The sequence below is a fragment of the Streptomyces sp. NPDC027672 genome (assembly GCF_055566335.1).
Genome location: NZ_JBVHSO010000005.1, coordinates 491,750 through 517,701, shown reverse-complemented (window position 1 = coordinate 517,701; position 25,952 = coordinate 491,750). Strand labels below are relative to the sequence as shown.

The window sequence follows — 25,952 nt, the reverse complement described above, 5'->3', positions numbered from 1 at the left end:
CCGGGCTGAAGCGCACCCGCCGCGCCTCAGCGCGTGACGGTCGGCTTCAGGGTCGCCTGTCGTCCGGCGGACGCCTCGGGTACGCCCGTCTCCGCCTCGGCCGCACCGGCGATGACGGTGGCGACGGGCACCAGGAAGCCTTCCGTGAACAGCTCGCTGTGACCGAGCAGCAGGGCGATGAGCCCCACGGAGAAGGCCAGCCCGGCCAGGAGTTCGCTGCCGGTCGCGTGCCGCACGTAGAGCAGGGTCATGACGCCGACCCCCACGTCGATGCCGCCCAGCAGCGAGGTGGCGACCAGCGACGTCCAGGTGCGGTGCAGCCGTGGCCGGCCCTCGGCCACGATCCGTTCCGCCGCTTCGGCGACCCGCCGCTCCCCGGGTCCCTGCATGATCGGGTCGTCCGGCTCCATGACGGTTCCTCCGCTCTCGCTCCTTGCGGGAACGCGGCCCCTGCGTCCCGCCGGATGCGTTACCGGAGTGATCTTCGGCGCGGGCGCACCCGGGTCCCGTCACCCACGCCGTACGGGACCGCGCCGTTCGCGCCCCCGGTGCCGCGTTCCGTCCACCCGGTGGACCGGGAGGCCGGGCCGGGAACGGGACGCCGGGGCCGCCGGGCGGCGCCTGTCGGACCGGCGAGGGGACCGGCTGCCCGTCCCCCGTTGGGCTGTCGGCCGTCGTGGTCTATCGTCTGAATCCTGAGATCAGGACGAGGAGGACGGCCGGTGGCGCCGCAGGACGAGGCCGTGATCGGCTGCACGGGCGAAGTACTCATCGGAACGCGCGGGCCAGCGGGTCCGGGCGAGGTCCTCGTGCGGGTCAGAGGCGGTACCGAGACCTTCCTCGCCTGGTCGGAGGAGCCCCTGCCGGTGGGCACGACGGTTCTCGTGATCGAATCACGGGGATGCCGCGAAGTCGGCGTCATCGAGTGGGTGGATCCATTGGACGCGCTCGGCGGAGGCATCGTCGGCGCAGGCTGAGGAGTCAAGGATGTTCGGTTACCGCGTTCCCGCGCCCGACGAGGCGATGTTGATCTCGGGGGGTCGGCGGGGACTGGGGGGCGCGCCGTTCCGAGTGGTGACGGGGCACGGCAAGTTCGTGCTGCCGGTCTTCAGGAAGGTCCGCTTCCTCACCCTGTCGATGTGCGAGTCGGAGGTCACCGAGACCTGTGTGACCCGCCAGGGCATCGCGCTGCACGTCCGCGCGGTGATCGCCTTCAAGGTCGGCAACGACCACGAGAGCATCATCAACGCCGGTCAGCGCTTCCTCTCCGACCAGGAGCAGATGTCGGTGCTCACCGGCCGGATCTTCGCGGGGCACCTGCGGGCGATCATCGGCTCGATGACCGTCGAGGAGATCGTCACCGAGCGGCAGAAGCTCGCCGCCGAGGTACTGGACACCTCCAAGACGGAGATGGCCAAGATCGGCCTGACCGTGGACTCGCTGCAGATCCAGTCGATCGACGACGGCGACACGGGTTACATCGACGCGATGTCCGCGCCGCACAAGGCGGCCATCCAGCGGCAGGCGCAGATCGCGCAGGCCCAGGCCACCCAGGCCGCGGTCGAGGCCGAGCAGGCCGCGGCCCGCAAGCAGGCCGAGTACGCCCGGCAGACCGCCATCGTCAAGGCCGAGTACTCGGCCGAGGTGGACCGCGCCCAGGCCGAGGCCGGGCAGGCCGGACCGCTCGCCCAGGCCCACGCCCAGCGGGAGGTGCTCGCGGCGCAGACGGAACTGGCGCAGCGCCAGGCCGAGTTGCGTCAGCAGCAACTGGTGGCGGAGGTCGTGAAGCCCGCCCAGGCCGAGGCCGAGCGGGTCAGGATCCTCGCTGCCGCCGAGGCCCAGCGGATGAAGATCCAGGCCGAGGCGGCGGCCTCGTACGACCGGGTGGCACTCGACCGGATGCTGATCGACCAGCTCCCGCAGATCGTCAAGGAGGCCGCCGGCGGCCTGGCCGGTGCCAACGTCAACGTGCTGAACGGTGCCGACGGCCTCGGGGAGATCGCCGCCGGACTGGTGTCCCAGGGTCTGACCATCCTGGACTCCGTCCGGCAGAACCTCGGCGGCCAGGAATCCGACGGCCACCGCCCCGAGGAGCGCAAGGGCAGGAGCCTGCCGCAGCTGGGTGCGGGCGCCGGCAGCAAGCCGGACGACGGCCCGGTGAACGTCGACTAGCGGACGCCAGCGCCGACCACCGCGGACACCGGTCACCGCGGACGCCAGCGCCGGTCACCGCGGACGCCGACGCCTGTCACCGCGATCGGCCCCGGCCGCGCGCGGTGACCACCCGGGGTGACCCTCCGGGGTGACCGCCCGGCACTCCCTGCGGCGCCCGGCCACGTCGCGCGGCTCGTCGGATGCGTCACGCCGGACTCGCTCCCCCGCCCTACTCGGCAACTCGCCGACGGCGGCGTCCAGTTGGCCCAGGCCCGGGTTCATCCAGTTCTTCACCCGTGCCGACGCCCTGCCCGGCCGGGCGGTCGGCGAACGCGGTAGGGATGCGGCCCAGGGCGATCCCGCGGCGCGCCGCTGCCGAGCGGTGCCCGGACCGTCACCTGCCTGGAGGAGGCGAACGACCCATCGGGGTTGCCGCGACGCGGTGCCGGGCCCACCGGTCCGATCAAGTCACATCCATAGACGGGTAGTGACTAGCCGTCAGCTCCTCAGTAGGTTGGTCACCCCAGCACACCGCACTGGTTGTGAGGACACCATGGACCCGCTCGTGACCGCCGCCGCTACAGCACTGGTCAGCAGCATGGCCACGGACGCCTGGCAGCAGGTGCGGGCAACGGCCGTGGCGCTGTGGCAGCGGGCGCTCCCGGAGTCGTCGTCGGCGGTCGACGCCGAACTGGCCCAGGTCCGCGAGGAGGTCGTGGCCGCGCGCGACGGTGACGACCAGCAGGCGGAGGCCGATCTCGCCCAGGAGTGGGGGCTCCGGCTGGCCCGGTTGCTGCGCCAGGCACCCGAACTCACGGAGGAATTGGGCAGGTTGCTGGACGACGAGTGGCTTCCGCTGCTGGGGGCCGCCGACAGGGAGCGGGCCGCCGGCATCCGGATGACCGCCCACGCCTCCGGGCAGGCACGGATCTACCAGGCCGGCCGGGACCAGCACATCACCTGATCATGGCGGGGCGAGAGGACGGGGAGCCCGGACCGGCCGCCGCCGGACACCGGGACGACGCAGACCCCAGGGGCCACGCCGATCACGGCGATGAGAAGAGTGACGCGGGCGGTCCTTCCGGGCAGCCTCGTTCCGGCCTGGAGGACGACGGCCGCCCCGTGGTGATGCACGCCACGGCTCACGGTGACAGTACGGTTCTGCAGGCCGGACGCGACCAGTTCGTCGCCGAGCGCGACCTGCACCTGCACTACCGCGACGGCGTCCGCGGTGCGCGCCGCGCCGGCACCGTGTCACCGGCCGACGAGTGCCCCTATCCGGGGCTGGCGGCCTTCGGCCCGGAACAGGCGCGCTGGTTCTTCGGCCGGGACCGGCTGGTGGCCGAGTTGGCCGAGCGTCTGGCCGAGGTCCTGGACGACGGCGGCGCCGTGGCGGTCGTCGCGCCGTCGGGAGCGGGCAAGTCCTCGGTGCTGAGGGCCGGACTGCTCCCTGCGATCGCCCGGGGCGCGCTCCCCGCGGCCGGGTCTCGGCACTGGCCCCGCCTGGTACTGACGCCGACCGCCCGTCCCCTGACCGCACTGGCCCACCGCCTGGCCCCCCTGCTGGGTCTGCCGCCCGACGAAGCCGTCCGGGTACTGCATGACGCTCCGGAGCAGGCGGCCGTCCGGCTGCGCGTCGATCCCGGCCATCGGGCCGATCCCGGTCGTCGGGCCGACCCTGGCCATCGGGCCGATCCCGGATACGCCGATCCCGGACATCGCACCGACCCCGGACACCACGTCGATCCAGGGCATCACGCCGGCACCGTACCCGGGCAAGACCCCGCAGACCGGATCCTCGCGGTCGACCGGCGCCTGGTCATCGTCGTGGACCAACTGGAGGAGATCTTCACCGAGTGCTCCGACCCGGTGGAACGCCAGGCCTTCCTCGGCACCCTGGAGGCACTCGCCCGCCGCGGCGCGGCCGGCGAGGCACCGGTCGCCCTGGTGCTCTACGGCCTGCGCGCCGACTTCTACGCCCCGTGCGCGAGCCGTCCGCACCTGCGTGAGGTGCTGCAGCGCCGCCAGGTGCTCGTCGGGCCGCTCAGCCGGGACGAGTTGCAGGAGGCTGTCGTCTTTCCGGCCGAGGACGTCGGTCTCACGGTCGAACCGGGGCTCGTGGACCTGCTGTTGCGCGACTTGGGGGCCGGCGCCTCCGGCGGGCCCGGTACCGCCGGAGGCGAGGCGTACGAGGCGGGCCGGCTGCCGTTGCTCGCGCACGCGCTGCGCACGACCTGGCAGCAACGCCACGGCAGTACTCTCACCGTCGACGGCTACCGCAGCACCGGGGGCATTCACCACGCCGTCGCCACCACCGCCGAGCGCATCTTCCGGGATCTCGGTCCGGCATCCCGACAGGCCGCGCGGTTGCTGTTCCTCCGCTTGGTCCGGATCGGCGACGGCACCGAGAACACCCGCCGCCGCGCCCGCCGCCCGGACCTCCTGGCGGGCATGGCCGACCCGGCAGCCGCGGCGGAGGCACTGGAGGCGTTCACGCGCAGACGCCTGCTCACCCAGGCCGAGGACACCGTGGAGATCACCCACGAGGCGCTGCTGTCGGCGTGGCCGCGGTTGCGCGGATGGATCGGCACCGACCGGGCCGGGAACCTGCTGCGCCAGCGGCTGGAGGACGACGCCGGAGCCTGGGAACGCGACCGCGAGGACACCTCCAGGCTGTACCGGGGCGCCCAGTTGGACGCCGCCCGGAACTGGGCCGCGGGCAACGGGAGCGGGGGGCTGAGTCCCGCGGCCACCGCGTTCCTCAACGCCTCGGAAAGCGCTCGGCGACAGGAGGCACGGCGGCGGCGCGCCTGGATCGCCACCCTGGCCGCCGTCGTGGCGTTGGCCCTGGTGGCCGCAGGCGCGGCCTGGCAGCAGAGCCGAGTCGCCGAACGCCGCCAAACGGAGGCGGCGGCCCGGCGGGCCGCCGCGGTCGCGGACAACATGCGGTACTCCGACCCGGTCACCGCCATGCGGCTCGGCCTGGCCGCCTGGCGGACCGCGCCCGGCCTCGTCGAAACGCGCTCGGCCCTGCTCGGGTCGTGGATGCAGCGCGAGGAGGACCGCTTCCGGCCCGCCGGGGCCACCTCGGACGGTGAGTTCCGGCTCGGCGCCGACGGGCGGACCCTGGTGCAGGTCGCGGTCGGCCACGTCACCACCTGGGACGTGGCCGGGCACCGCCGTACGGGCAGGTTCCGCGGACCGGGCGAGGACTGGTACGGCCTGCTGGCGGTCGGCGGGGATGCCCGGCGACTGGCGCTCGACATGGGCGGCGGGCTCGCCGTGTGGGATGTCCGGCAGGGCCGGACGGTGTGGAAACCCGGCGGCCCCCACTCCGGGACCGTGGCGGTCTTCGACAAGGCCGGCCGTTCGCTCCTGCTGGCCGACGAGGGGGGCGGTACGGTCGGCGGTCCCGTCACCACACGGCTGTGGGACCTGCGCACCCGCCGCACGCTGTTCCAGCGCCGGACCCCGGAGATCACCGGCGCTCGGATCAGCGACGACGACCGGTACGTCGCCCTGTGTCCCGCCTCGGGACCGGTCCAGCTCTGGCGGGTCGCGGGGCAGCGGCGGGTGCCGCTTCAGCATGCTCCCGCCGTCGGCGACGACGACCAGTGCGCCGTGGCAGTCAGCGGCGACGGGCGCCGGGTGACCTTCTCCGTGGGCCGTTCGCTGACGACGTGGGACACCGCTTCCGGCCGCCGGACCCACCAGGTCCTCGGTCACGGCTACGACGCCTTGCGCTACGGCTCCGGCGGACGGTTGCTGATCGCCTCGGGGCAGGAGGGTATCGAGGTGTGGCGGCCGGGCGCGGACGAGGCGCTCTTCGCCTACCCGACCACCGCCGACTCGAACGCCGCGGTGAGTCTCGACGCGGACAGCCGGTACGTCCGTTATTTGGTGGGCGAACAGGGCGAGGCCGGGAACGGGGTGGCGGTCCGCACGGTCCGGCTGGCAGACCTCGCCCGCCTGCCGCGGCAGGCGGGCGAGGCTCCGGCGACCTGGTACAGCCCGGACGGCCGACGGCTGCTGTCGGCGTGGCCGGCGGGCGACGGCTCACGATTCGGGTTCGCCGATCCCGACGGCGGCCGGCTGGTGCGCCGGTTGCCGGATCCCGGACGGCCCGGCACCGGGCCCGTGCGGGACGGCGAGGACGACAAGGGCGAAGAAGGCGAAGAGGGCGTCGCGTGCCTCCCGCAGGCCGCGTTCAGCGCCGACGGCGACAGCGCTGCCTACGCGTTGGTGCCCGTGGACGAGAAGGTCACCCGGCAACCGGTGGTGGTCTGGCGCGCGGACGGGAAGCCCGTCACCCTCTCACTGCGGCTGTCCCGCGACGAGGGCGTCCGGGGGATCGCGCTCACCCCCGGGGGACGCTGGCTGGTGACCTCCTCGAAGGAAGGAGGGGTGAACGGGCGGCTGGTGGTCTGGGACGCGAGGACCGGAGCCAGGCACAGGACGATCCGCGGCATCGGCGGCGGAAGTCCCGCGGTGACCGCCGACGGGCGCCGGGTCGCGGCCGGCGACGGCCGGTACGCCGACCTGTCCACCGGACGGGTGGGACGGATGCCCCTGGACGTCGACACGGGCGGCGGCCCCACCGCCGCCGGCGGGACGGCGGGCTCGGGGCCCGGCGGCAGCGTCTCCGAGCTGGCACTCAGCCGTGACGGCCGGTCCGTGGCCGTCGGTGACGGGTCGGGGCGGGTGGTCCTGCTGGACGGCACGCTGACGCGCCGACGCGGTGAGATATCCGGCCTCTTCACCAGCCACCAGCAGGACTCGGCGGAACCGGTCACCGCGCTCGCCTTCTCCGCGGATGGCACCACCTTGGCGGTGGGCGGGCTGGACGGCACCGTACGGCTGTGGGACGTCAGGTCCAACCAGGCACTCGGCACAACGCTCCCCGCGCCGGCCGGCCAAGTGCTGGGCCTGGTGTTCCGGGGTGGCGGCGCCGGGGACAGCCTGTACGTGGCGAACGACAGCGTGCCCTCACGCGCCTATCCGGTGGCGCCCGCCTCCGTCGCGGCGGCGGTGTGCGCACGGGCCGGCGGCGGCCTCTCCCGGGCGGCGTGGGCGGACTTCCTGGCCGAGGTGCCCTACCGGAGGGTGTGCGAAGAGAACCTCGGCAGCGGATGAGCGTGGCGTCCCGGAGCGGGGCCTGGTTCGATCGGGCCGGCCGTCGGCGGGGCGTGCCGGGTGCTACGGGAAACCCCGCTTGGCCAGACAGCGGCCGGCAAGGACTCCGCACGTCCAGCATGCCGGTCTGTGGCGTGACCAGTGCCCTGCAACCGTAGCCGAAGCCCTACCAGACCGTCGCCGGACCGGCGAGCGCACTGAGGTCCCTTCGGCGGACGCGCCACAACACGTGCCCGGCCATGCCGCGGCGGAGCACATCAGGCGCACCACCCGCGCCCGCGGACCGCCCGGGATGTTCGCCGGTGTTCACCTGACGGCAGTCGGAGTCGCGTAAAGGTAACGGGTCTGGACCATCGTGCAGCAGGCGCCGGCGCTCCAGCCCGTGCCGACACCGGAAGGATCCCCGTGGAACGCAGAGCTCTGATCGCCACCACAGCCGGCGCCGTCGCGCTGGGCGCGCTCGCCCCCGCACCGGCCGAAGCCCGCACCGAACGCGGTGAAGGGCCGCTGACCACCTTCAACGTCATCAGCGACATCCAGGGCGACCTCGGTGATCTGGCCACCGCGCTCGACGACATGCACGCCACCAACCCGTACAGCTCGGGGCTCGCCGTGGCCGGCGACATCACCCCGCGCGGTTACGACGCCGAGTACGCCGAGGTGCGCCGGGTCCTCGACCGAGGCCCGCATCCGCGCGAGATCGCCTGGGCCATCGGCAACCACGAGTTCTACGTCCCGAAGTGGGCCGACCCCGGCACCCTGGCCCAGGCCACCTGGCCCAACGGCGCCACCGAGGACTCGCTGTTCCGCAGTTTCCACCGGTTCGCGCAACGCGGCACGGTGTACGCGGAGACGACGTTCGCGGGCATACCCGTCCTCACGATCGGGACGGAACGCTACATGCACTACCACGACCCGAAACTGTGGGACGAGGTGTGGCTGAGCGAGGCCCAGTTCCGGTGGCTGGCGGACCGGCTGGCCCACTGGACGCGCCGGCGCAAGCCCGTCATGGTGATCACTCACCATCCGCTGCCCGACACCGTCTCCGGCACCCGCAACAAGCTCTACATGAGCGACTACCTCCAGGCCGACCGCCTGCTCTCTCTCCTCGGCCGCCACCGTGACGTGTTCCTCTTCAGCGGGCACACGCACTGGGACCTCGGCTTGTCCGACTGGTACGTGCGCCGCGTGGTGCCGGGCACCGGCAATCTCGACGGCTTCTCGGTCGTCAACACCGGTGCCGTACAGACCGGTTACACGGACAACGGGCAGGGTGGCGAGAACGCGGTCGGCGGCGCCTTCAACCAGGGCCTCCAGGTCGAGGTGCACCGCGACCGCGTGGTCCTCAAAGCCCGCGACTTCGCCGCCGGCACCTGGCTGAAGCAGGTCACGGTACCGCTGTCCACCCGGATTTGAGCGGAGCCCGGACCCACGGCGGCCGGTCCTTGAGCGCCGGCCGCCGCGGTCCCCGCCACATCAGCCCCGCGGCCGATCCCGGTTGTCAGTTCGCCAGGCGCCAGCGCTGGTTCGTTCCGCCCGTGCAGCTCCACAGCTGGGTTTTCGTTCCGTTGGCCGTCCCCTGGCCGTTGGCGTCCAGGCAGAGCCCCGATCGTGCCGCTGTGATCGTGCCGTCGGAGTTGATGTTCCATTGCTGGTCGGTCTGTCCGCCGCAGTCCCAGATCACCGCCGGGGTGCCGTTGCCCGCTGTCTGGCCGGGGGCACCCGCGCTCAGGCACTTGTTCCCGTAGACGACCAGTTGCTTCCCCGAGGTGTGACTCCACCGTTGGTTGGAGCCACCGTTGCAGTCCCACAGTTGTGCCTGCGTGCCGTTGGCCGTGGTGGAGTTGGTGATGTCGAGGCAGCGCCCCGACTGCTGGCCGACGAGCTCCTGGTCGCCGGTGGACGGTGGCGAGGCCGAGTCGAACTGTGTGAAGAACTGCCACACCGCTGCCGATGTCCAGGTGCGCCAGCCGCCGCCGGTGGAACCGTCTATGGGACCGGGGTCGTGGCCCCCGTCGAACGCGGCCCAGACGACCGGGTATCCCGGCCTGCATCCGGAGTAGGCGGTGATGAGGTGCGTCAGGCTGCCATAGGCCGGTTCGGGCGGGTTCTGCGGGGTGCAGCCGTTGTTGCGGACGAAGGTGTCGCGCAGTTCCCGTCCCGCCGAGACGGGCAGCACGTCGTCCCTGATGCCGTGCAGGCCCATGTAGGCGACGGGCTGGGTGCCGCCGGCGCATCCGCTGAGGTTCGCGCCGGAGTAGACCGCGACCGCGCGGAAGACCGTGGCCCGGGAGCAGGCGAGGGCGTACGACATCGCGGCGCCGTAGCTGAAGCCCGCGGAGAACAACCGCGTGGTGTCGACGCACAGACCTGCTTCGAGCTGGCTGACCATGGCGTCGACGAAGGCCACGTCCTGGCCGCCCGGGTTGGCCCAGCCGTTGCCGTTGCCCTGGGGGGCCACGAAGATCGTGCTGTTGTCCGCGTCCGCCAGACGCCGTAGACCGTAGTAGGACCAGTTGTACCCGTCCGTTCCGCCTGAGTCGACGTCGTTGGCCGTGCCGCCCCGCCAGTGGAAACCGAAGATCAGCCGGTAGGGGTGGTTGTTGTCGTAGGCGGCAGGGACGCGCAGTAGGTAACTGCGGGTCTGGCCGCCGCTTTGCAGGGTGTGGGTACCGCTCGTCAGCGCCGGGGCCTTGCCACAGCCGGCGCTCGCCTGGACGGTGCCGGTGGTGGGCGCGGGTGCGCCGCGGCCGCTGCTGAACGAGGTGCCCGCGGCCGACAGGACGAGGAGGAGCGCAGCCGCGATCGACATCCAGAGTGGTTTGTGTTTCATACACTCCTTCTTTCGTGGGTGGGGACGGACAGGGAACGGGGGCAGCCGGGGCGTTTCAGGTGCCGGCGCGGTAGTCGGTGGCCGTGCGCCGGGTCAGCCGTGTGTCCACCTCTGGTTGGCGCCGCCGGTGCAGGTCCACAACTGGAGCAGGGTGCCGTTGGCCGTTCCCGCGCTGGTGGCGTCCAGGCACAGGCCGGACTGGTCACCGGTGATCGTGCCGTCGGAGTGGAGCGTCCATTTCTGGTTGCCGCCGCCGTTGCAGTCCCAGATGTCCACCTTGGTCCCGGGGCTGGTGCCCTGGCCCGAGGCGTCCAGGCAGTGGCTTCCGTAGACCCGCAGTTCACCGGCCGAGGTGTTCGTCCACTGCTGGTTGGCGCCGCCGTTGCAGTCCCACAGCTCCACCTGGGTGCCGGCCGTCTGCGACTGGTTCGGCACGTCCACGCACCGGCCGGACGCGGTCCCGACGATCGTGCCCGTCGTGCCGCCGTCGTTGCCGCCGCTGCCGGGGGTGATGGACAGGTTGTCGAACTGTGCCGTCTCCCCCTGGCTGGTCGCGTAGCCGATCTGCCCGCCGGCCCAGGTGTGGTCGCTCACCGAACCGACCGTGGCGCCGTCGATGACGGCGGTGACGGTGGATCCGGCGAAGGTGAGGGCCAGGGTGTGCCAACGGTTGGTGCCCAGCGCCGTGGTCGTCCCGCGTGCCAGGGTGGAGACGCTGCCGCCGGTGTTCGAGTTCAGGATCGACCAGGCCCCGGTGTCGCTCACCCGCAGGTGGTAGGCGTTCAGTCCGCCGGTGCTGCTGTAGTCCTGGGCGTTGGCCCGGCCGATCAACTCGGCGTATCCGGGCTGTTCGAGCATGATGTCCGAGGAGAGGGTGTAGTCGCTCCAGCTCACGTCACCGAGCAGGGCGTGCGGATCGGACAGCGCGTCCCAGGTGATCGGCTTCTGCGGGCTCATCTGGCGCACGCACTTCCCGCCGCGGCCGCCGCCGCAGCCGGCCTCCTCGAAGGCGCCCTGCCAGTCCATGAGGTACCTGGCCTCGGTGCCGGTGTCATAGCTGTCGAAGGAGTCGCCGTACGGCAGTTTCAGCGTGCCCTGGGCGGGGCCGGTGGCGGTGCCCTTGCCCTGACCGGTGGTGGTGGTCAGGGTGTAGACGCGGCCGGGCTGGACGGTGAGGCTGAAGCCGCTGCCGGACGGGGTGATGTCCGTGGTGTGCGTAAAATAGTCGGCCGGGTTGGCGGAGGTGACATCGGTCGACCAGACGTGGACGGTCTTGGTGGACAGTCCCCCGGTGACGGTGAAGTTCAGCGTCTGTGCGCCGCCGGCGTCCATCGTCTCGACGACCGTGGAGTAGTCGGAGTTGTTCGTCGACTTCAGTGAGACGTAGCTGCCGTTGTTCCGGTTGCCGCCGATGTAGCCGCTGGAGGCGTCGAGGTAGTGCCATCCCGGGGCGGTGAACTGGCTGGTCTGTGCCATCACCCAGGTGTTCTTGCCGATCGTGTAGTGGCCGGACCAGGGCTGCGAGGCCAGCGCGAGACCCATGGTGGGGTACGGCAGGTTGGGTGTGACCGAGGCGACCACCGGCCAGTTGAGGTAAGCGGTCATCCGGCCGTCGATGTATCCGCGGTTGATGCCGCGCGCCATGGCCTGCGCTCCCCCGTTGTAGTCGTCCGAGCCATTCTCGCTGGCCCACAGCGCCTTGCCGGACGAGGTGGCGGCCGACGGGACCGAGCAGGTGGACTGGGACGACCGGTAGCCGCAGGGGTAGTGCGTGCCGATGACGCTCACCGCGGAGGCGAACGCCGGGTCGGCGTTGATGTCGTTGGCCACGGACCAGTCCGAGTCGGCCGCGACGATCTTGACGTTGCCGTAGCCGTTGCTGTCGAGCGCGCTGCGCAGTTGCTCGTACCAGGTGATGTTGTAGCCCCGCTCGTTCCACCCGCCGAGGTAGTCCATGCTCAGCCCGTGCTGTCTGGCGCAGCCCAGCCACGAGAGCAGGTAGCCGGTCATGTCGGTGGACCAGAAGTTCCCGCCGCCGATCCAGCCGGGTGCGCCCCAGGCGAGCCCGTACAGCTTGATGTGCGGATTGCGGGCCTTGGCCTGCTCCATCAGCCACCATTCGTAGCCCCGGTCGCAGTTCAGGTCGGACCGGGTGTGCTGGTGACTCGGCTCGGCCCCCGAGGTGGAGTTGGTGTCCCCGCCGATCTCGGCCTTGAGGATCTGCAGGGCGGCGCCGTAGCCGGGCTTGAACAGGTAGTCCAGGATCTGGTCGCGCTGGGGCTGGGGGTAGTCGATCAGGAGTCTGCTGTTGCCGCCCCCGCCGCTGATCGCGCCGACGCCGTCGAAGGTCCGGCCGCCGGACGCGCCGTCGATCGTGAGGGAGGTGGCGGCCTGGGCCGGGGCGGCGGTCGTGGCGACGATGCCGCCGGCCGTCAGGAGGAGGCCCGCGAGCACGGCCGTCACGACGCGCAGGCGTCGGAACGTCCGGCTGAATGCTGACACGATGGGGTCCTTTCGCAGGTGGGGGGTGCCGTCCCGTGCGGGAGCCGGTCACGGGGCCGGGGCTGTGCGGTACCGGTTGCCGGGCAGGGTCCCACGCGCGGGCGGAGGGCGGTCCCGCGCGTGGGCGGGGGAGGTCGTGCGCCGGGGCGGGGGGCGGTCATGCGCCGGGGCGGGGCCGGGTGCTGCCGCCCCGGCGCCCGGCGGCGCCGGGTTCCTGGGGGCTCAGCCCAGTGACCACTGCTGGTTGGACTGGCCGTTGCAGGTCCACAGTTCGACAGGGGTGCCGTCGGTGGTGGCGCCGCCGGTGACGTCCAGGCACAGGCCGGACCGGGGGTTGGTGACGGTGCCGTCCGTATGGAGGTCCCACTGCTGGTTGGCCTGGCCGTTGCAGGGCCAGATCTCCACCTTGGTCCCCGGGGTGGTCTGGTTGTCGTAGGCGTCCAGACACCTCTGATCGCTGCCGGAGTAGACGGTGAGCTGGTGGGTGGTGGAGTGCGTCCAGAGCTGGTTGGCGCCGCCGTTGCAGCTCCGGATCTGCACCTGGGTGCCGGCGGTCGTGGCCGAGCCCGGTACGTCCAGGCACTTGCCCGACCCCGACCCGTGCAGCTCACCGGTCACGCTGGTGCCGCCGCTCGTGCCGCCCGCGACCCGGTACATCACCGTGGCGTGCGCGGGCACCGAGGCGCTGATCGTGCCCGAGGTGGTCGAGGACGCCCCCGACCACAGGTCGGTCAGGGTGTAGGCGGACGCGCCGGTCTTCCCGATCGCGGCCGCGCTGGTGGTGATGGCCGCCGTCGAACCCGTCTCGTTGAACAGCGCCACCGACACGTCCCCGTTGGCGAGCGGCTTGGCCAGCACGTCCAGGCCGCCAGTGGACGACACCAGGGTGCCTTGTCGGCCCAGCGGGTCCTGGTCGACCGCGATCACCCGGGAGTTGGTGAGCGTGGACAGGGTGTCCTTGCTCGCCGAGGCGATGTCGGTGCCCGCGATCAGCGGTGCGGCCATCTCCGCCCACAGACTGAACTCGCTGCGGCTCTCGGTGGCCGTCAGCGAGCCGTTGCCGACCTCCAGCATGTCCGGGTCGTTCCAGTGGCCGGGGCCGGCGTAGGAGGCCAGTCCCGCGTTGCTGTGGAAGATGGACAGCATGCTGGAGAAGGTGGCGCTGATGTCCCCTGTGGTGCGCCAGCTGTTGCCCACGTCCGCGCCCCAGGTCCACACGTTCTCCTGGCCCCAGTTGCACAGGCTGAACAGGATGGGCCGGCCGGTGGCCGCCAGGGCGTCCCGCATCGTGGTGTACCGGGTGCGGGCGGGCGCCCCGGTGTTGTTGCAGTTGTCGTACTTCAGGTAGTCCACTCCCCACGAAGCGAACGACTGCGCGTCCGTGGTCTCGTGGCCCAGGCTGCCCGGGTACCCGGCACAGGTCGCGGTGCCCGCGTCCTCGTAGATCCCCAGTTTGAGCCCCAGCGAGTGCACGTAGTCCGCGGTGCCCTTGATGCCGTCGGGGAACTTGGCCGGGTCCGGCACCAGGCGGCCGCCGGAGTCGCGGCTGTGGGTCATCCAGCAGTCGTCGATGTTGACGTACGAATAGCCCGCCGCCTGCATGCCGTTGGTGTGCATGGCCTGGGCGGTGGACTTGATCAGCGACTCGGAGACATCGCAGCCGTACGCGTTCCAGTCGTTGAAACCCATCTGCGGTGTCAGTGCGAGCCCGTTGCCCAGCGCGGTCGCGGGCTGCGCCGTCCCGAGAGCGAGGAGGGGGGCGAACACGGCGAGCAGCACGACGGAGAACGTGAGCGCCAGCATTCTGCGTAAGGACATCCGCGGGGCCGGCGTTCGCGGTCGCCCGGTCCTCTCGGTGGTGTGGGCCATGATGCATCGACTCCTGGGGTCGGGTTCCGGGTGAACACGGGCAGGGTGGCGGGCAGGGTCGCAGCGGCCCCCGGGCCGTGCCGGTCTGCCGGAAGGCGCGCGGCGGTGGCGGCCGCCGCGCCCGGTACGGCGGCCGGTTCTCGGTATCCCGGAGCCGGCCGTGGGGAGGCGCCGGGGGCGCCGGTCACGTCACCTGAAGTTCCAGTGCTGGTTGGTGCCGCCGTTGGAGTCCCAGATCTGGACCGGGGTTCCCTTGGCACTCTGCCCCGCGGGAACTTCCAGCGCCCGGCCGGAGGCCACGTTGGTCAAGGTGTACGACCCGTCGCCGTTCCGGCTCGCCCGCCAGTGCTGGTTCGCTCCGCCGTTGGCATCCCAGATCTCCACCCGCGTGCCGTTGCCCGTCCGGCCGCCCGGCTCGTCCAGCACCCGTCCGCTGGCGACATTCGTCAGCGTGTAGGAGCCGTCACCGTTCTGGCTCGCCCGCCACTGCTGGTTCGTCCCGCCGTTGGCGTCCCAGACCTGCAAGGGCGTGCCGTTCGCCGTCTGGCCGCCCGGCACGTCCAGCGCGCGCCCCGCGGCGGCTGCGCTCAGCTCGTACACCCGGCCCGTGACGATGCCCCCGGTGTCCCCCGTACCGCCGCCCAGCGCGGACAGGGCCGCGTCGTAGGCCGGCTTCTTGTTGCCGTTGCCGTCGAACAGCAAGGGGTTGTCGCCCGAGCGCCACGAGTCGCTGTCCCGGATGCCCCAGACGGTGATGCCGGTGCAGCGGGAGACGTTCAGGCACGCCCGCACCGTGTTGGCGTAGGCCGTCGGCGGTGCCTGGGCGATGTCGAGTTCGGTGATCTGCACGTCGACGCCGAGGGCGGCGAAGTTGGCCAGCGTGCTCTGGAAGCCGGCCGGCGGGCCGCCCGTGCCGAAGTGGCTCTGGAAGCCGACACAGTCGATGGGCACCCCGCGCGACTTGAAGTCGCGCACCATGGCGTAGACGCCCTGGGTCTTGGCGTCGGTCCAGTTCTCGATGTTGTAGTCGTTGTAGCAGAGCCTGGCCGAGGGGTCGGCGGCCCGCGCGGTGCGGAACGCCTCCTCGATGAACCCGTTGCCGAGCACGTCCTGGAACACCGAGCTGCGGTGCTGGGTGGAGCCGTCGGCGAAGGCTTCGTTGACCACGTCCCAGGCGTAGATCTTGCCCTTGAAGTGGGTCATCTCGCTGGTGATGTGGTTGTTCATCACACTGCGCAGCGTGTTCGCGTCCCTGATGCCGCTGACCCAGCCGGGCAACTGGGAGTGCCACACCAGGGTGTGGCCGCGCATCCGCTGCCCGTGCGCGGCGGCGTGGCCGACGATCTGGTCGGCCGGGCCGAAGCTGAAGGTGCCGCGGGACGGTTCGATGGTGTCCCACTTCATCTCGTTCTCCGGGGTGATCATGTTGAACTCCCGGTCGAGAACGGTGGCGTACGTCGGGTCGCCGAGCCTCCCGGCGGCCACGGCCGTGCCGAAGTAGCGGCCGCTGTCGGCCGCGGCCGCGCCCAGCGTGCCGGAGGCCGCGTGGGCGGCGGGCGCCGCCGTGCCGGCCAGGGCCAGTACCGTGCCGGCGGTCAGGCCGGTGAGCAAGGTCAGTGCCTTGCGGAGACGAAGTCCCTCGTCGAGCCAGGACATCAACGATCATTCTCCTTGTGTGGGGGGGCAACGACCGCGAGACGGTGCCGCGGCGAAGTCCGGAGTTCTGATGCGTTCATGACATGCGTGCCGTGCGAGTGAAACGGTTCAGATGGGTTCGAAGTATCGAACAGAGGCCGGAGTGTCGGGCAATCTGGATACTAGGGAACCGGTGAACGGCGTCAATACCTCTCGCACGAATCGCTGACAGCTTCGAAACATTCGGTGCGTCGGATACGGAACGCCGGGAACGCGCGTCGCCGGTCGCCGCTGCCCTGCCCGTCGAGGCGGCGGCGACCGGCAGGTGCGGCCGGGCGGTCAGCGCCGGTTGAGCTTCCACAGGTGGTCGGCGGTCCCGTTGTCGTCCCATTGGATGACTTGGGCGCCGTCGGCGGTGCTCATGTTCTGGACGCCCAGGAGCAGGTTGCTGTGGTAGTTGACGATCTTGTAGTAGCCGGTGCCGTCGGACACCATCCGCCACAGGTGGTCGGGGGTGCCGTTGTCACCCCAGATCAGCGCGGTGCCGCCGTCCGAGGTGCTCTCGTCGGTGATTCCCAGCAGCAGACCACCGGCCTGGTTGCGGATCTTGTACAGGCCCGAGCCCGCGGACACCAGCGTCCAGGTCTGGGTGGCCGCGTTCCCTGCGGGGGCCTGGTCGACCAGCGTGCCCTGGGCGGTGCCGCCGTTCCGGGTGTCGAGCGCCAGACCGCTGTTCTTGTTGGTGATCTGGTAACTGCCGTCGAGAGCCGAGCCGTTGCCGCTCCCGGGGGTGATCGTGATGTGGTAGCCGTAGGTGCTGTTCGCGGTCACCGGGACCGTGAGGGAGCCGTTGCTCACGGCGTAGTCGGACTCGGCGAGGGTGCTCGGCCCGGACACGGCCACCGTGCGTCCCGGAGACGGTGTGTACTCGACCTTGACGTGGGCGGTGGACCCGAAGGCCGAGAGCGAGCCCAGTCCGTTGACGGTCACGGCGGAGTCGCCGGAACCGCCGCCGAAGACGACATCGATCTCGTTGCCGGCGCTGTTGCGGGAGGCGGCCCCGTCGATGCCTGTCTGGGCGGGCGGGGTGGTGACGAGCATGCTTCCGCTCATGTCGGCGTACCACTTGTACAGCCAGTAGGCGCCGTTGGGGCTGCCGCCCTGGCCGGTCAGCAGATCGCCCAGCGCCCCGGACTGGTTCCAGAAGGCGAGTTCGGCGTCGTGGACGCCCAGGCGCTCGAACTTGGCGAGGTAGCCCACCAGGGCACCGGGGACACCGACTTCGGAGGGGGCGGCGTACTCCTCGATCGCGATCGGCCGCGGACTGATGCCGTACTTCTTCTCCAGGGCGGTCACCGTCGCCACATCACCGGCGATCTTGGAGGACCGCGTCAGCTCGTGCCAGGCGATGATGTCCGGCACCGTGTTGGTGGCGACCGCGTTGCGCAGGAAGTTGTCCATGTCGCTGATGTTGTCCGAGAAGCTGGGACCCTGGATCGGCGTCGTGGTGTCCTTGGACCTGATCTCCCGGTAGGTCCTGGTCCAGAAGTCCTCGAAGGTGCCGTTGGCGGACAGCCAGGTGTTGTCGGACTCGTTCCAGGGCGCGTACGCGGCCAGGTTCGTGATGCCCGACGCCTTGGTCTGCGCGATCTGGTCGTCGACCACGTTCAGCCAGGTGCTCCAGCTGAACTGGTAGGGCCAGCCCGCGTAGTAGTCCGACAGCCGGTTGACCACCTTCGCTCCGGCTCTGGCCGCCTTCGGCGCCACCGTCAGGACGTCACCGGTCGGCTGCTGCCGGCCGCCCTGCGGTTTCTGCACGAAGGTGTGCGGCTTGATGGCCTGCACCAGGCTGTCAGCCGGGGCCGTGGCGTTCGCCAGACCGTACAGACTGCCCGTCGCGACGTGCGTGACCGGGCGCAGGGTCTGGTCGGCGCTGACCACGAGGGTGGTGGACGGGGACGGGGCCGCCTGGGCGGAGGGCGCCCCGGCGAACAGGGCCGAGGCCACGGCCAGTACCGCGGCTCCGAGTGCGGCGGCGCCGGTCAGTGGTCGGCCGGGTCGGTGATGCGCGAATCCACGCATGACGGATTCTCCTCCGAAGGAGTGGGAGAGGGGCATGGCGACAGCACGGAGATCCGTGCGGTCGCCCGGGGTGAGCGGCTCTGAGTCGCCGGGCACGTCATCAGGGCGGCCCGGCAGCCACCGTGGGATCAGTCCTTGACGGCGCCCGCGGTGACGCCCGCGGCCACGTAGCGCTGGGCGAGGACGAGGAGGACCGCCGCGGGCAGGGACGCGATGACGGCGGTGGCCATGATCGCGTTCCACTCCTGGTTGTTGTTGCCGATGTAGTGGTAGATGCCGAGGGTGATCGGCCGCCAGTCGCCGCCGCCGTCCAGCGTGTTGGCGAAGACGAAGTCGGACCAGGCCCACAGGAAGGCGAAGAGCGAGACCGTGACGATCGCGTTGCGGCTCACCGGCAGGACGACGGACAGGAACGTGCGCACGGTGCCGGCGCCGTCGATGCGGGCCGCGGCGACGAGTTCGCCGGGGATCCCGGACATGAAGGCCGTGCAGATCATGACGCCGAACGGCACGGCGATCGTGGAGTCGGCGATGACCAGGCCCCACCAGGAGTTCAGCAGCCCGAGGTCCAGGAAGACGCCGTAGAAGCCCATCGCCATGACGATGCCGGGGATCATCTGGGCGACCAGCAGGACGAGGCCGAGGACTCCCCCGCCGCAGGGCTTGAGCTGGGCGAGGGCGAAGCCGGCCGGGGCGGCGAGGAGCAGGGTGAGCACGACCGTGCCCAGACCGATGAGCAGGCTGGTGCCGAGGTAGGGCAACTGGTCGTTCACCACGGCCCGGTAGCCCTCGAACGTCGGGTGGAGGGGCAGCAGGTCGGGCGGGCTCTTGCGCATGTCCTGCTGTGGGGTGAGGGACACGTTGAGCATCCAGTACACCGGGAACAGCATCAGGGCGGTGAGGACGAGACCGGTGACGGTGTGACGGCGGGATCCGGTGCGTGACCTCATGATTCCTGCCTCCTCTGGACGCGGATGTACAGCAGCCCGAAGACGAGGGCGATGAGGATGAGGAGGTTGCCGACGGCGGCCCCGGGACCGAACTTCGGCAGCAGGCTGCCGAACCCGAGCCGGTAGGACCAGGTCGCGAAGGTGGCGGAGGCGTCGCCGGGACCGCCCTTCGTCATGATCCAGATCAGGTCGAACACCTTGAGGGTGTAGACGAGACCGAGCAGCAGGGTGATCGCCGACACCGGCCGCAGCAGCGGGAAGGTGATGCGGCGGAACTGCTGCCAGGCGCCGGCCCCGTCCAGGGCCGCGGCCTCGTACAGCTCACCGGGGATGTTCTGCAGGCCGCTGTAGACGATCACCAGGTTGAACGGGATGCCGATCCAGATGTTGGCGATGATCACGGAGGTCAGCGCCCAGCCCGGGGAGTCGAGCCAGTCGACCGGGGACACGCCCACCAGGTGGAGGGCGTAGTTGACGACGCCGGACTCGCTGTTGAGCAGCCACGACCAGGTCGACGCCGACACGATCAGCGGGAGCAGCCAGGGGATCAGGAAGAGGGCCCGGAGTGTGCCGGCCAGCCGGAAGTGCCGGTTGAAGAAGACGGCGAGGGCGAGCCCGGCCGCGAACTGGAAGGTGATCGACACGAAGGTGAAGATCATGGTGTGGCGCAGCGCCGGACCGAACGTGGGGTCGTCGAGGACGTTCCTGGAGTTGTCCAGCCCGGTGAAGGGCGCGTCGCCCGCCACGAACGACCGGACCGTGTAGTCGCGCAGGCTCAGGTCGAGGTTGCGGTAGAGGGGATAGACGTAGCAGGCGGCGAGGTAGAGGACCAGCGGGGCGAGGAAGGCCAGCGCGGTGAGCCGGCTCCTGCGGCGCTGCCGGCGCCGGAACGCCGGGACGTCCGTCCGCTCATCGGTTCCGGTCGCCGCCGGCTTGACCGGTGAGCGCGGTGGGTGGTGGTCGAGGCGGGCGGTGGTCATGCGAACTCCTGGGTGCGGGTGGCCTGCCCGGAGCCGTGGTGGTGTCCGGGCGGTTGCGGGTGCCGTGCGGCTCGGGGGAAAGGGCCCCGGGAGGTGTCATGAGGGCGTCGGCCGTCAGTTGCCCTTGCCGGCGGCCGTCTGCGCGGCGTCGAGGGCGTCCTCGGGGCTCTTGCTGCCGGACAGCGCGGCCTGGACGGCGGTCCACATCGGCTGCGAGACGGCCGGGTACCTGGTGCCGAGACCGCCGCTGGTACGACCGCGTGCCGCGGCCACCGCCTTCACCCACGGCCGCAGCCTGGGGTCCGACTCGACCTGTCGGGCCTGCACCGTCGCGGTGGGGGCGACGTACGTCAGGGTGGTGTCCGTGGCCAGCAGGTGGGCGGAGCTGGTCAGGCAGGTGACGATCCGCTTGCTGACGTCATAGCGCGAGGTGTCCTGCTGCGCGGGGACGGTGACGAACTCACCGCCGGTCGGCACGGGCGCCGAGCCGCCGTTCCGGCCGGGGATGGCGAGGACGCCGTAGTCGAGACCGGCCTGGTCCGCGTTGCCGAGCTGCCACGTGCCGTTCTCGCCGAAGGCGTAGTCCCCGGTGGCGAACTCCTGCCAGCTGGTGGTCTGCGTGTTCTGGAGGACGTCCTTGGGCGCGTACCCCGAGGCGACCCACTGCTTCCACAGGGACAGCGCGGCCACGCCCTGGTCCGAGTCCAGCTCGGTGAGGTCGCCGCCGGCGCCCCAGAACCAGGGCAGGAACTGGAAGCTGCCCTCTTCGGTGTTGATCGCCGAGAAGGTGATGCCCTTCTTCCCGGCCGCCTTGACCTTCTTCAGGGCTGCCGTCAGCGAGGCCCAGTCCTTGACGGAGGCGGGGTCGACGCGCGCGGCGGACAGGACCTTCTTGTTGTAGTAGAGGGCCAGCGTGTTGGCGCCGATCGGCACCCCGTAGGACGCGCCGTCGATCTCCCCCGCGCCGAGGATGTTCTTCTGCACCGGCTTGGTGTCGAGGCCGAGGTCGCTGGTCTTGTTGAGGATTCCCGCCTCCACCAGCGTGGACACGACCGGGTTGTCGACGAGCATCACGTCGGGGGCGTTGCCCTGCTGGGCGGCGAGCAGCGCCTTGTTGCCCAGGTCCGTGGTGTCCATGCCGGTGCGCTTGATGTCGGCCCCGGCCTCGCTGCCGCACTGGGTGACCAGCTTCCCCCAGGCGGAGGAGTCGTCGAACTGCGGATACGGGTCCCAGAAGGTGTACGTCCCGCCGGCCTTGCCGGACCCGGACGCCGAGGAGCCGGCGCCGCCGCAGGCGGCCAGGGAGGTGAGCGCGCCGAGGGCGGCGATGGCGGAGATCAGGCTACGGCAGGTGTCTCTCACGGTGACCTCGTCGTCTCGGGGTGTTCCCCTGCGGGCAGGAGGGGCGGGTGGAGCGGGGGGACGGCCGTGGGGTTCAGGAGGTGGGCAGCCAGACGCGCATGCTGCCGTCCTGACGGTTGGCCCACGCGTAGTAGGGGATCGCGGTCAGTTCGAGGGGTTCGCCGGCCGGCGTCGCGTCGGTGTCCCCCGCGCTCCGGTACGGCCACCAGCCGGCGTCGGGGATCCGCCGGCGGTGCCCCGCGGCCACGATGGTGGTGACTCCGCCGAGCAGGTGCGGGCGGTGTGTCACGGTGAGGGGGCGGGTGGTGTCGAGAACGATGTCGTCCAGACCGCCGCCGGGGTGGTCGGCCTGTTCCAGGCAGTACACGAGCGGCCCGCGTTCGATGGCCACGCAGCCGCGTACGGCGTCCACCCGCGGATCGGCGGCCGTGAGGCGGGGTGCCAGGCCGAGTTCGAGGACGACCTCGTCGCCGGGTGTCCAGGTGCGCTCCAGCCGCAGCCAGCCGTCGTCGGCCGGCGCGGTGGTCCGGTCGTACACGGTGTCCCCGCACCGGACGCGGAACTCGCCGCACCACTGCGGGATGCGCAGCGAGAGGGTCCAGGGCCGGTCCGCCGGGGCGTCCTCCACGGTCAGTCCGATCACGCCCTGCCAGGGGTAGTCGGTCCGGCAGCGGACGGTGACGCCGTCGGCGGTGTAGCTTCCGGTGACGTACTGGTGGATCTGCAGGCCGCCCGCGTCGCCGCTGGCGAGGTAGTGCTCCAGGGAGGCCAGCAGGCGCATCACGTTCGGCGGGCAGCAGGCGCAGCGGAACCAGCGGATGCGGCGGGCCGACTGGTCCCCGCCGGTGTCGGTGTGGCCGTCGCGGACCTGGAGCGGGTTGACGTACAGCCAGCGTTCGCCGTCCAGTGAGACGCCGGCCAGGAAGCCGTTGTAGAGGGTGCGTTCGATCAGGTCGGAGTAGCGGGCCTCGCCGGTGAGCAGGGCCATGCGCCAGCTCCACTGGACGGAGGCCGCGGCGGCGCAGGTCTCGCAGTAGGCGCGCTCGGTGGGCAGCTCGAACGGGTCGCCGAAGTCCTCCTTGTCGTGGTGGGCGCCCAGTCCGCCGGTCAGATGCGTCTTGGTGGCGGTCATCGCCGCCCACAGCCGTTCGGCGGCGGCGCGCAGTTCGGCGTCCCCGGTCTCGGCCGCGAGGTCGGTCGCGGCGGCCAGCAGGTACAACTGGCGTACGGCGTGCCCTTCGACGTCGGTGGCCTCGCGCAGCGGCACGCGGTCCTGGCAGTACGCCTCCCCGCCGAGCAGGCCGTGACCGAAGCGGTCGACGAAGTAGCCGGCCAGGTTCAGATAGCGGCGTTCACCGGTCTCCCGGTACAGCTCCACCAGGGCGGTCTCCACCTCGGGGTGGCCGTCGACGCCGTCGCGGGGTCTTCCGCTGTCCGCGGGGCCGAAGACGCTGTCGATGTGGTCGGCGAACCTGACGGCCACGCCGAGGAGTTCGGGCCGTCCGGTGGCCCGGTGGTGGGCCACGGCGGCCTGGATCAGATGGCCGGCGCAGTACAGCTCGTGGCCCCAGCGCAGGTCCCGGTACCGCTCGCCGCCTGCGCGCAACTGGAACCACGTGTTGAGGTAACCGTCGGGCTGCTGCGCGGCCGCGACGAGGGAGACGATCCGCTCCACGTCGGCCGCGAGCGGGCCGTGGTCCTCGGGCGTCCCCTGGGCGAGCTGCCAAGCCGCCGCCTCCAGCCATTTGTAGACGTCCGAGTCCACGAACGGGTAGGCGCCCTGGAACCCGCCCTCCGCGGTGCCCGCCGCCACCCGCAGGTTGTCCAGGTTCCCCGCCGACTCCAGCAGGCCGGGGCCCAGGGGGATGGAGGTGTGCGAGTTCACCTGCCGCCGGGTGCCCCAGAAGCCGGCGCCGACCTCGGCGGTGGCGGGCACCAGCGCGGTCTTGGCGCCCGGGCCGAGGCGGACCGGGCCCACGGGGGCGCGTCCCGCTCCGGACGGGGCCGGGGAGGCGGAGGCGGGCACGGCGGAACCTGGGCGGGGCATGGCTCTCCCGAAGAGGTAGAGGGGAAAACAGGGAAAACGGGTACAGTCCGGCGCACGTCGGAGTCATGCGTCCCGGGAGCGGCTGGACGGTGCTCCACTCCTCGGACTCGTCTGGGAAAACGTTTTCTGCCGGAAACGTAGGGAGCCTGCGCACGTGGGTCAAGGGGGTGCGGCGGGTTTTTTCCGGCCTGCTGTCAGGAGCTGGCCAGGAACCGGGAGGGATGCCAGGATGGGCATCGCCGACGTCGCCTAGGAAAAGGATTGCGCGTGACCGCCGTTTCAGGGTCTCCCCCAGCCGGGCGGGCCAAGCTGGCCGATGTCGCCAAGCTGGCCGGTGTCAGTGTGGGGACGGCCTCGAAAGCGCTGAACGGCAGCGGCAGGATGCGGCCCGAGACGCGGCAGCGGGTCCTGGCCGCCGTCGAGGCCCTCGACTTCCGGCCCAACCAGCATGCGCAGAGCCTGCATACCGGCCGTAGCTGGACCGTCGGGCTGATGACGACCGACGGCATCGGCCGCTTCAGCACTCCCGTACTGCTCGGCGCCGAGGACGCGCTCGGCGCCGGGAAGATCTCCGTGCTGCTGTGCGACACCCGGGGCGACGCCATCCGCGAGCAGCACCATCTGCGCAACCTGATGGACCGCCGGGTGGACGGCATCATCGTGACCGGCCGGCGCACCGACCCCCGTCCTCCCCTGACCGGCATCGAGCCGATCCCCACGGTCTACGCGCTCTCGCCGTCCACCGACCCGGACGACATGTCCGTCGTGTCCGACGACCGCAGCGGAGCGCGGCTGGCCGTCGATCACCTGCTGGCGACGGGCCGCACCCGGATCGCGCATGTGACCGGCCCGGCACATCATGCCGCCGCCCGCGACCGCGCCCGGCACACCGTCGAGTCACTCGACCGCTCCTCGCTGGAACTCTCCACCGGCCGGGTGCACTTCGGCGAGTGGAGTGAGGCATGGGGCCGCCGCGCCGCCGCGGCGGTCCTGCGTGCCGCCCCGGACACGGACGCCTTCTTCTGCGGCAACGACCAGATCGCCAGGGGCGTCGCCGACAGCCTGCGCGAGAACGGCGTGGACGTCCCCGGCGAGGTGGCGGTCGTGGGCTACGACAACTGGGACGTCATGGCCCTGGCCTGCCGCCCGCCCCTCACCACGATCGACACGGACCTCGCGGAGATCGGCCGGCAGGCCGCGCTGCGCCTGCTGGACGCCATCGGCGGCGCGCCGGAACCGGGCGTGCGGACCGTTCCTTGCCGCCTCGTCGTCCGCGAGTCGAGCTGATCCGCCGCGGGATTGCGGGGCGAACGGCCGATTGGACGCGGCCACCGGTCAAGGCTCCGTGTGGCTGTCGCGTGGTGAGCACCGCCGAGCGTTGGTGAGCAGGGAAGGAGGCTGTGAAGTGAGCAGTGGCCGGGTGGATGATCGTCGCGTCCGGCCTGGGAGACGGCGAACGGCCGGGCCCCTGGGACGCACCCCTCCCTCACACGACCAGAGCCCCGCTGAACGCGATGAAGAACCCCTTTCCCCTCGGCGTGTTCACCGCCGCCCGCCTCGCCCCGGGCCGCTCCGCAGGCTCACGTTGTGCACATCGTCGGCGTGCACGTTGGGAATGCACTGGCTCTTGTCGATCGCCGTCGTATCCCGCGCCCTTTTCCGCTAAATCTGATGGACCCAGGCCACCACGAACACTGCTCCGCCCCCACACGCCAGCAGCGCGGTAGGCAGTCCCCATACACCGATGCGCTCACCGCGTATGAACCGGGCGCCAAGCCGATCGTGTAAACCAGCGATGGACCAGAGCAGGGCGAGAGCCGTGACCGCGATGGGCAAGCCGATCGCGAAATGCGCCAGCCACGCGCCGGCGCGCGTCGGCCCGCCCCAGGAGGTGTCATAGGGGCCGCCGTCGACCAGCCCGTACAGCACCCCACGGGCGATGAAGAGACACTCAATGCCAACGGCGACGAGTGACAGCGCGCCGAGACCGATTCCCAGTACGGCGTGCGCCAGTCTGCGGTAGGGCCGTGAGCGGTGGCCTGCCAGCGTCACATAGATCTGGACCACACTGGTGGGCAGTAGCACTGCCGCACGTCCGATGTCCGTAGCGACCGGTTTGATCGATGTCATGCCTCGACGCTATGGCGCTGATCGCGGACCGGCGTCCTGCTGTAGGGGGCGGCTATGCCCTGATGACCGGGTCGGGGTTCCCCTACGGCATCCGTTCCCTGGAGACGCTTACAGGTCGGCGGCTGAGCTGCGGCCGCGATGCCTGAGCATCGGCGTTTCGGCCAATCCCCGCCGGACGCGTGCTCTTGCGCGGCAAGGGTCGGTGCAGGGCACACCTTCGGACAACCGCTCCATTCCGGCGTGCGCAACCCGTCCGAAAGCGCACGTGTTCGAAA

Annotated in this window: 16 protein-coding genes and 1 pseudogene; 6 read left to right on the top strand and 11 right to left on the bottom strand. The window is 71.3% G+C overall.

All coding sequences use genetic code 11. The annotated features are described in order from the left end of the window. Positions 1-26: 26 nt before the first annotated feature. Positions 27-410, bottom strand: a complete 384-nt coding sequence (locus ACZ4SV_RS15570) for a formate/nitrite transporter family protein (protein ID WP_468004688.1) — start codon at positions 408-410, stop codon at positions 27-29. 312 nt (positions 411-722) lie between these two features. Here ACZ4SV_RS15570 and ACZ4SV_RS15565 point away from each other — a divergent pair, with 312 nt between their 5' ends. The 5 genes from ACZ4SV_RS15565 (at position 723) to ACZ4SV_RS15545 (ending at position 8,703) form a co-directional block, all read left to right on the top strand. Further along, entirely contained in the window at positions 723-977 is a 255-nt protein-coding gene (locus tag ACZ4SV_RS15565; protein ID WP_365880567.1) for a hypothetical protein, read from the top strand. A 10-nt stretch (positions 978-987) separates the two neighbouring features. Next, on the top strand, positions 988-2,172 hold the full coding sequence (locus ACZ4SV_RS15560) for a flotillin family protein (RefSeq protein ID WP_468004686.1): 1,185 nt from the start codon (positions 988-990) through the stop codon (positions 2,170-2,172). Between the two features lie 535 nt (positions 2,173-2,707). After that, positions 2,708-3,118 (top strand): hypothetical protein, encoded by a 411-nt coding sequence (locus tag ACZ4SV_RS15555; RefSeq protein WP_468004684.1) that lies wholly within the window; start codon positions 2,708-2,710, stop codon positions 3,116-3,118. 164 nt (positions 3,119-3,282) lie between these two features. Beyond that, a complete protein-coding gene (locus ACZ4SV_RS15550) occupies positions 3,283-7,287 on the top strand; it encodes an nSTAND1 domain-containing NTPase (protein WP_468004814.1) in 4,005 nt (1,334 codons plus the stop codon). Positions 7,288-7,692: 405 nt separating this feature from the next. Beyond that, on the top strand, positions 7,693-8,703 hold the full coding sequence (locus ACZ4SV_RS15545; protein ID WP_468004682.1) for a metallophosphoesterase family protein: 1,011 nt from the start codon (positions 7,693-7,695) through the stop codon (positions 8,701-8,703). A gap of 85 nt (positions 8,704-8,788) precedes the next feature. Here the strand turns inward: ACZ4SV_RS15545 and ACZ4SV_RS15540 are convergent, their stop codons facing one another. From ACZ4SV_RS15540 to ACZ4SV_RS15500, 9 genes and pseudogenes are all read right to left on the bottom strand, one after another. Next, entirely contained in the window at positions 8,789-10,099 is a 1,311-nt protein-coding gene (locus ACZ4SV_RS15540) for a ricin-type beta-trefoil lectin domain protein (RefSeq protein WP_468004812.1), read from the bottom strand. 114 nt (positions 10,100-10,213) lie between these two features. Next, positions 10,214-12,622: a ricin-type beta-trefoil lectin domain protein gene (locus ACZ4SV_RS15535; protein ID WP_468004680.1), complete on the bottom strand. Its 2,409-nt coding sequence runs from the start codon at positions 12,620-12,622 to the stop codon at positions 10,214-10,216. 222 nt (positions 12,623-12,844) lie between these two features. Then, on the bottom strand, positions 12,845-14,425 hold the full coding sequence (locus ACZ4SV_RS15530) for a glycoside hydrolase family 27 protein (protein ID WP_468004678.1): 1,581 nt from the start codon (positions 14,423-14,425) through the stop codon (positions 12,845-12,847). 258 nt (positions 14,426-14,683) lie between these two features. Further along, a pseudogene (locus tag ACZ4SV_RS15525) lies at positions 14,684-16,147 on the bottom strand (glycoside hydrolase family 10 protein); the annotation flags it as partial. A gap of 318 nt (positions 16,148-16,465) precedes the next feature. Next, positions 16,466-18,208, bottom strand: a complete 1,743-nt coding sequence (locus ACZ4SV_RS15520) for an RICIN domain-containing protein (protein ID WP_468004677.1) — start codon at positions 18,206-18,208, stop codon at positions 16,466-16,468. 128 nt (positions 18,209-18,336) lie between these two features. Then, a complete protein-coding gene (locus ACZ4SV_RS15515) occupies positions 18,337-19,158 on the bottom strand; it encodes a carbohydrate ABC transporter permease (protein ID WP_468004675.1) in 822 nt (273 codons plus the stop codon). Next, on the bottom strand, positions 19,155-20,138 hold the full coding sequence (locus ACZ4SV_RS15510) for a carbohydrate ABC transporter permease (RefSeq protein ID WP_468004673.1): 984 nt from the start codon (positions 20,136-20,138) through the stop codon (positions 19,155-19,157). The genes ACZ4SV_RS15515 and ACZ4SV_RS15510 overlap by 4 nt, the downstream gene beginning before the upstream one ends. Positions 20,139-20,252: 114 nt before the next feature. Next, complete coding sequence (locus ACZ4SV_RS15505) at positions 20,253-21,500, bottom strand: sugar ABC transporter substrate-binding protein (protein ID WP_468004671.1); 1,248 nt, start codon at positions 21,498-21,500, stop codon at positions 20,253-20,255. 73 nt (positions 21,501-21,573) lie between these two features. Beyond that, entirely contained in the window at positions 21,574-23,547 is a 1,974-nt protein-coding gene (locus ACZ4SV_RS15500; protein ID WP_468004669.1) for a glycoside hydrolase family 127 protein, read from the bottom strand. Between the two features lie 267 nt (positions 23,548-23,814). On the opposite strand from ACZ4SV_RS15500, the gene ACZ4SV_RS15495 reads away from it, so the two are divergent. Then, the gene (locus ACZ4SV_RS15495) at positions 23,815-24,834 is read left to right on the top strand and encodes a LacI family DNA-binding transcriptional regulator (RefSeq protein WP_468004668.1); all 1,020 of its coding nucleotides are present in this window, start codon (positions 23,815-23,817) and stop codon (positions 24,832-24,834) included. Positions 24,835-25,209: 375 nt separating this feature from the next. Here the strand turns inward: ACZ4SV_RS15495 and ACZ4SV_RS15490 are convergent, their stop codons facing one another. Continuing rightward, positions 25,210-25,677, bottom strand: a complete 468-nt coding sequence (locus ACZ4SV_RS15490; RefSeq protein WP_468004666.1) for a hypothetical protein — start codon at positions 25,675-25,677, stop codon at positions 25,210-25,212. Positions 25,678-25,952: the final 275 nt, after the last annotated feature.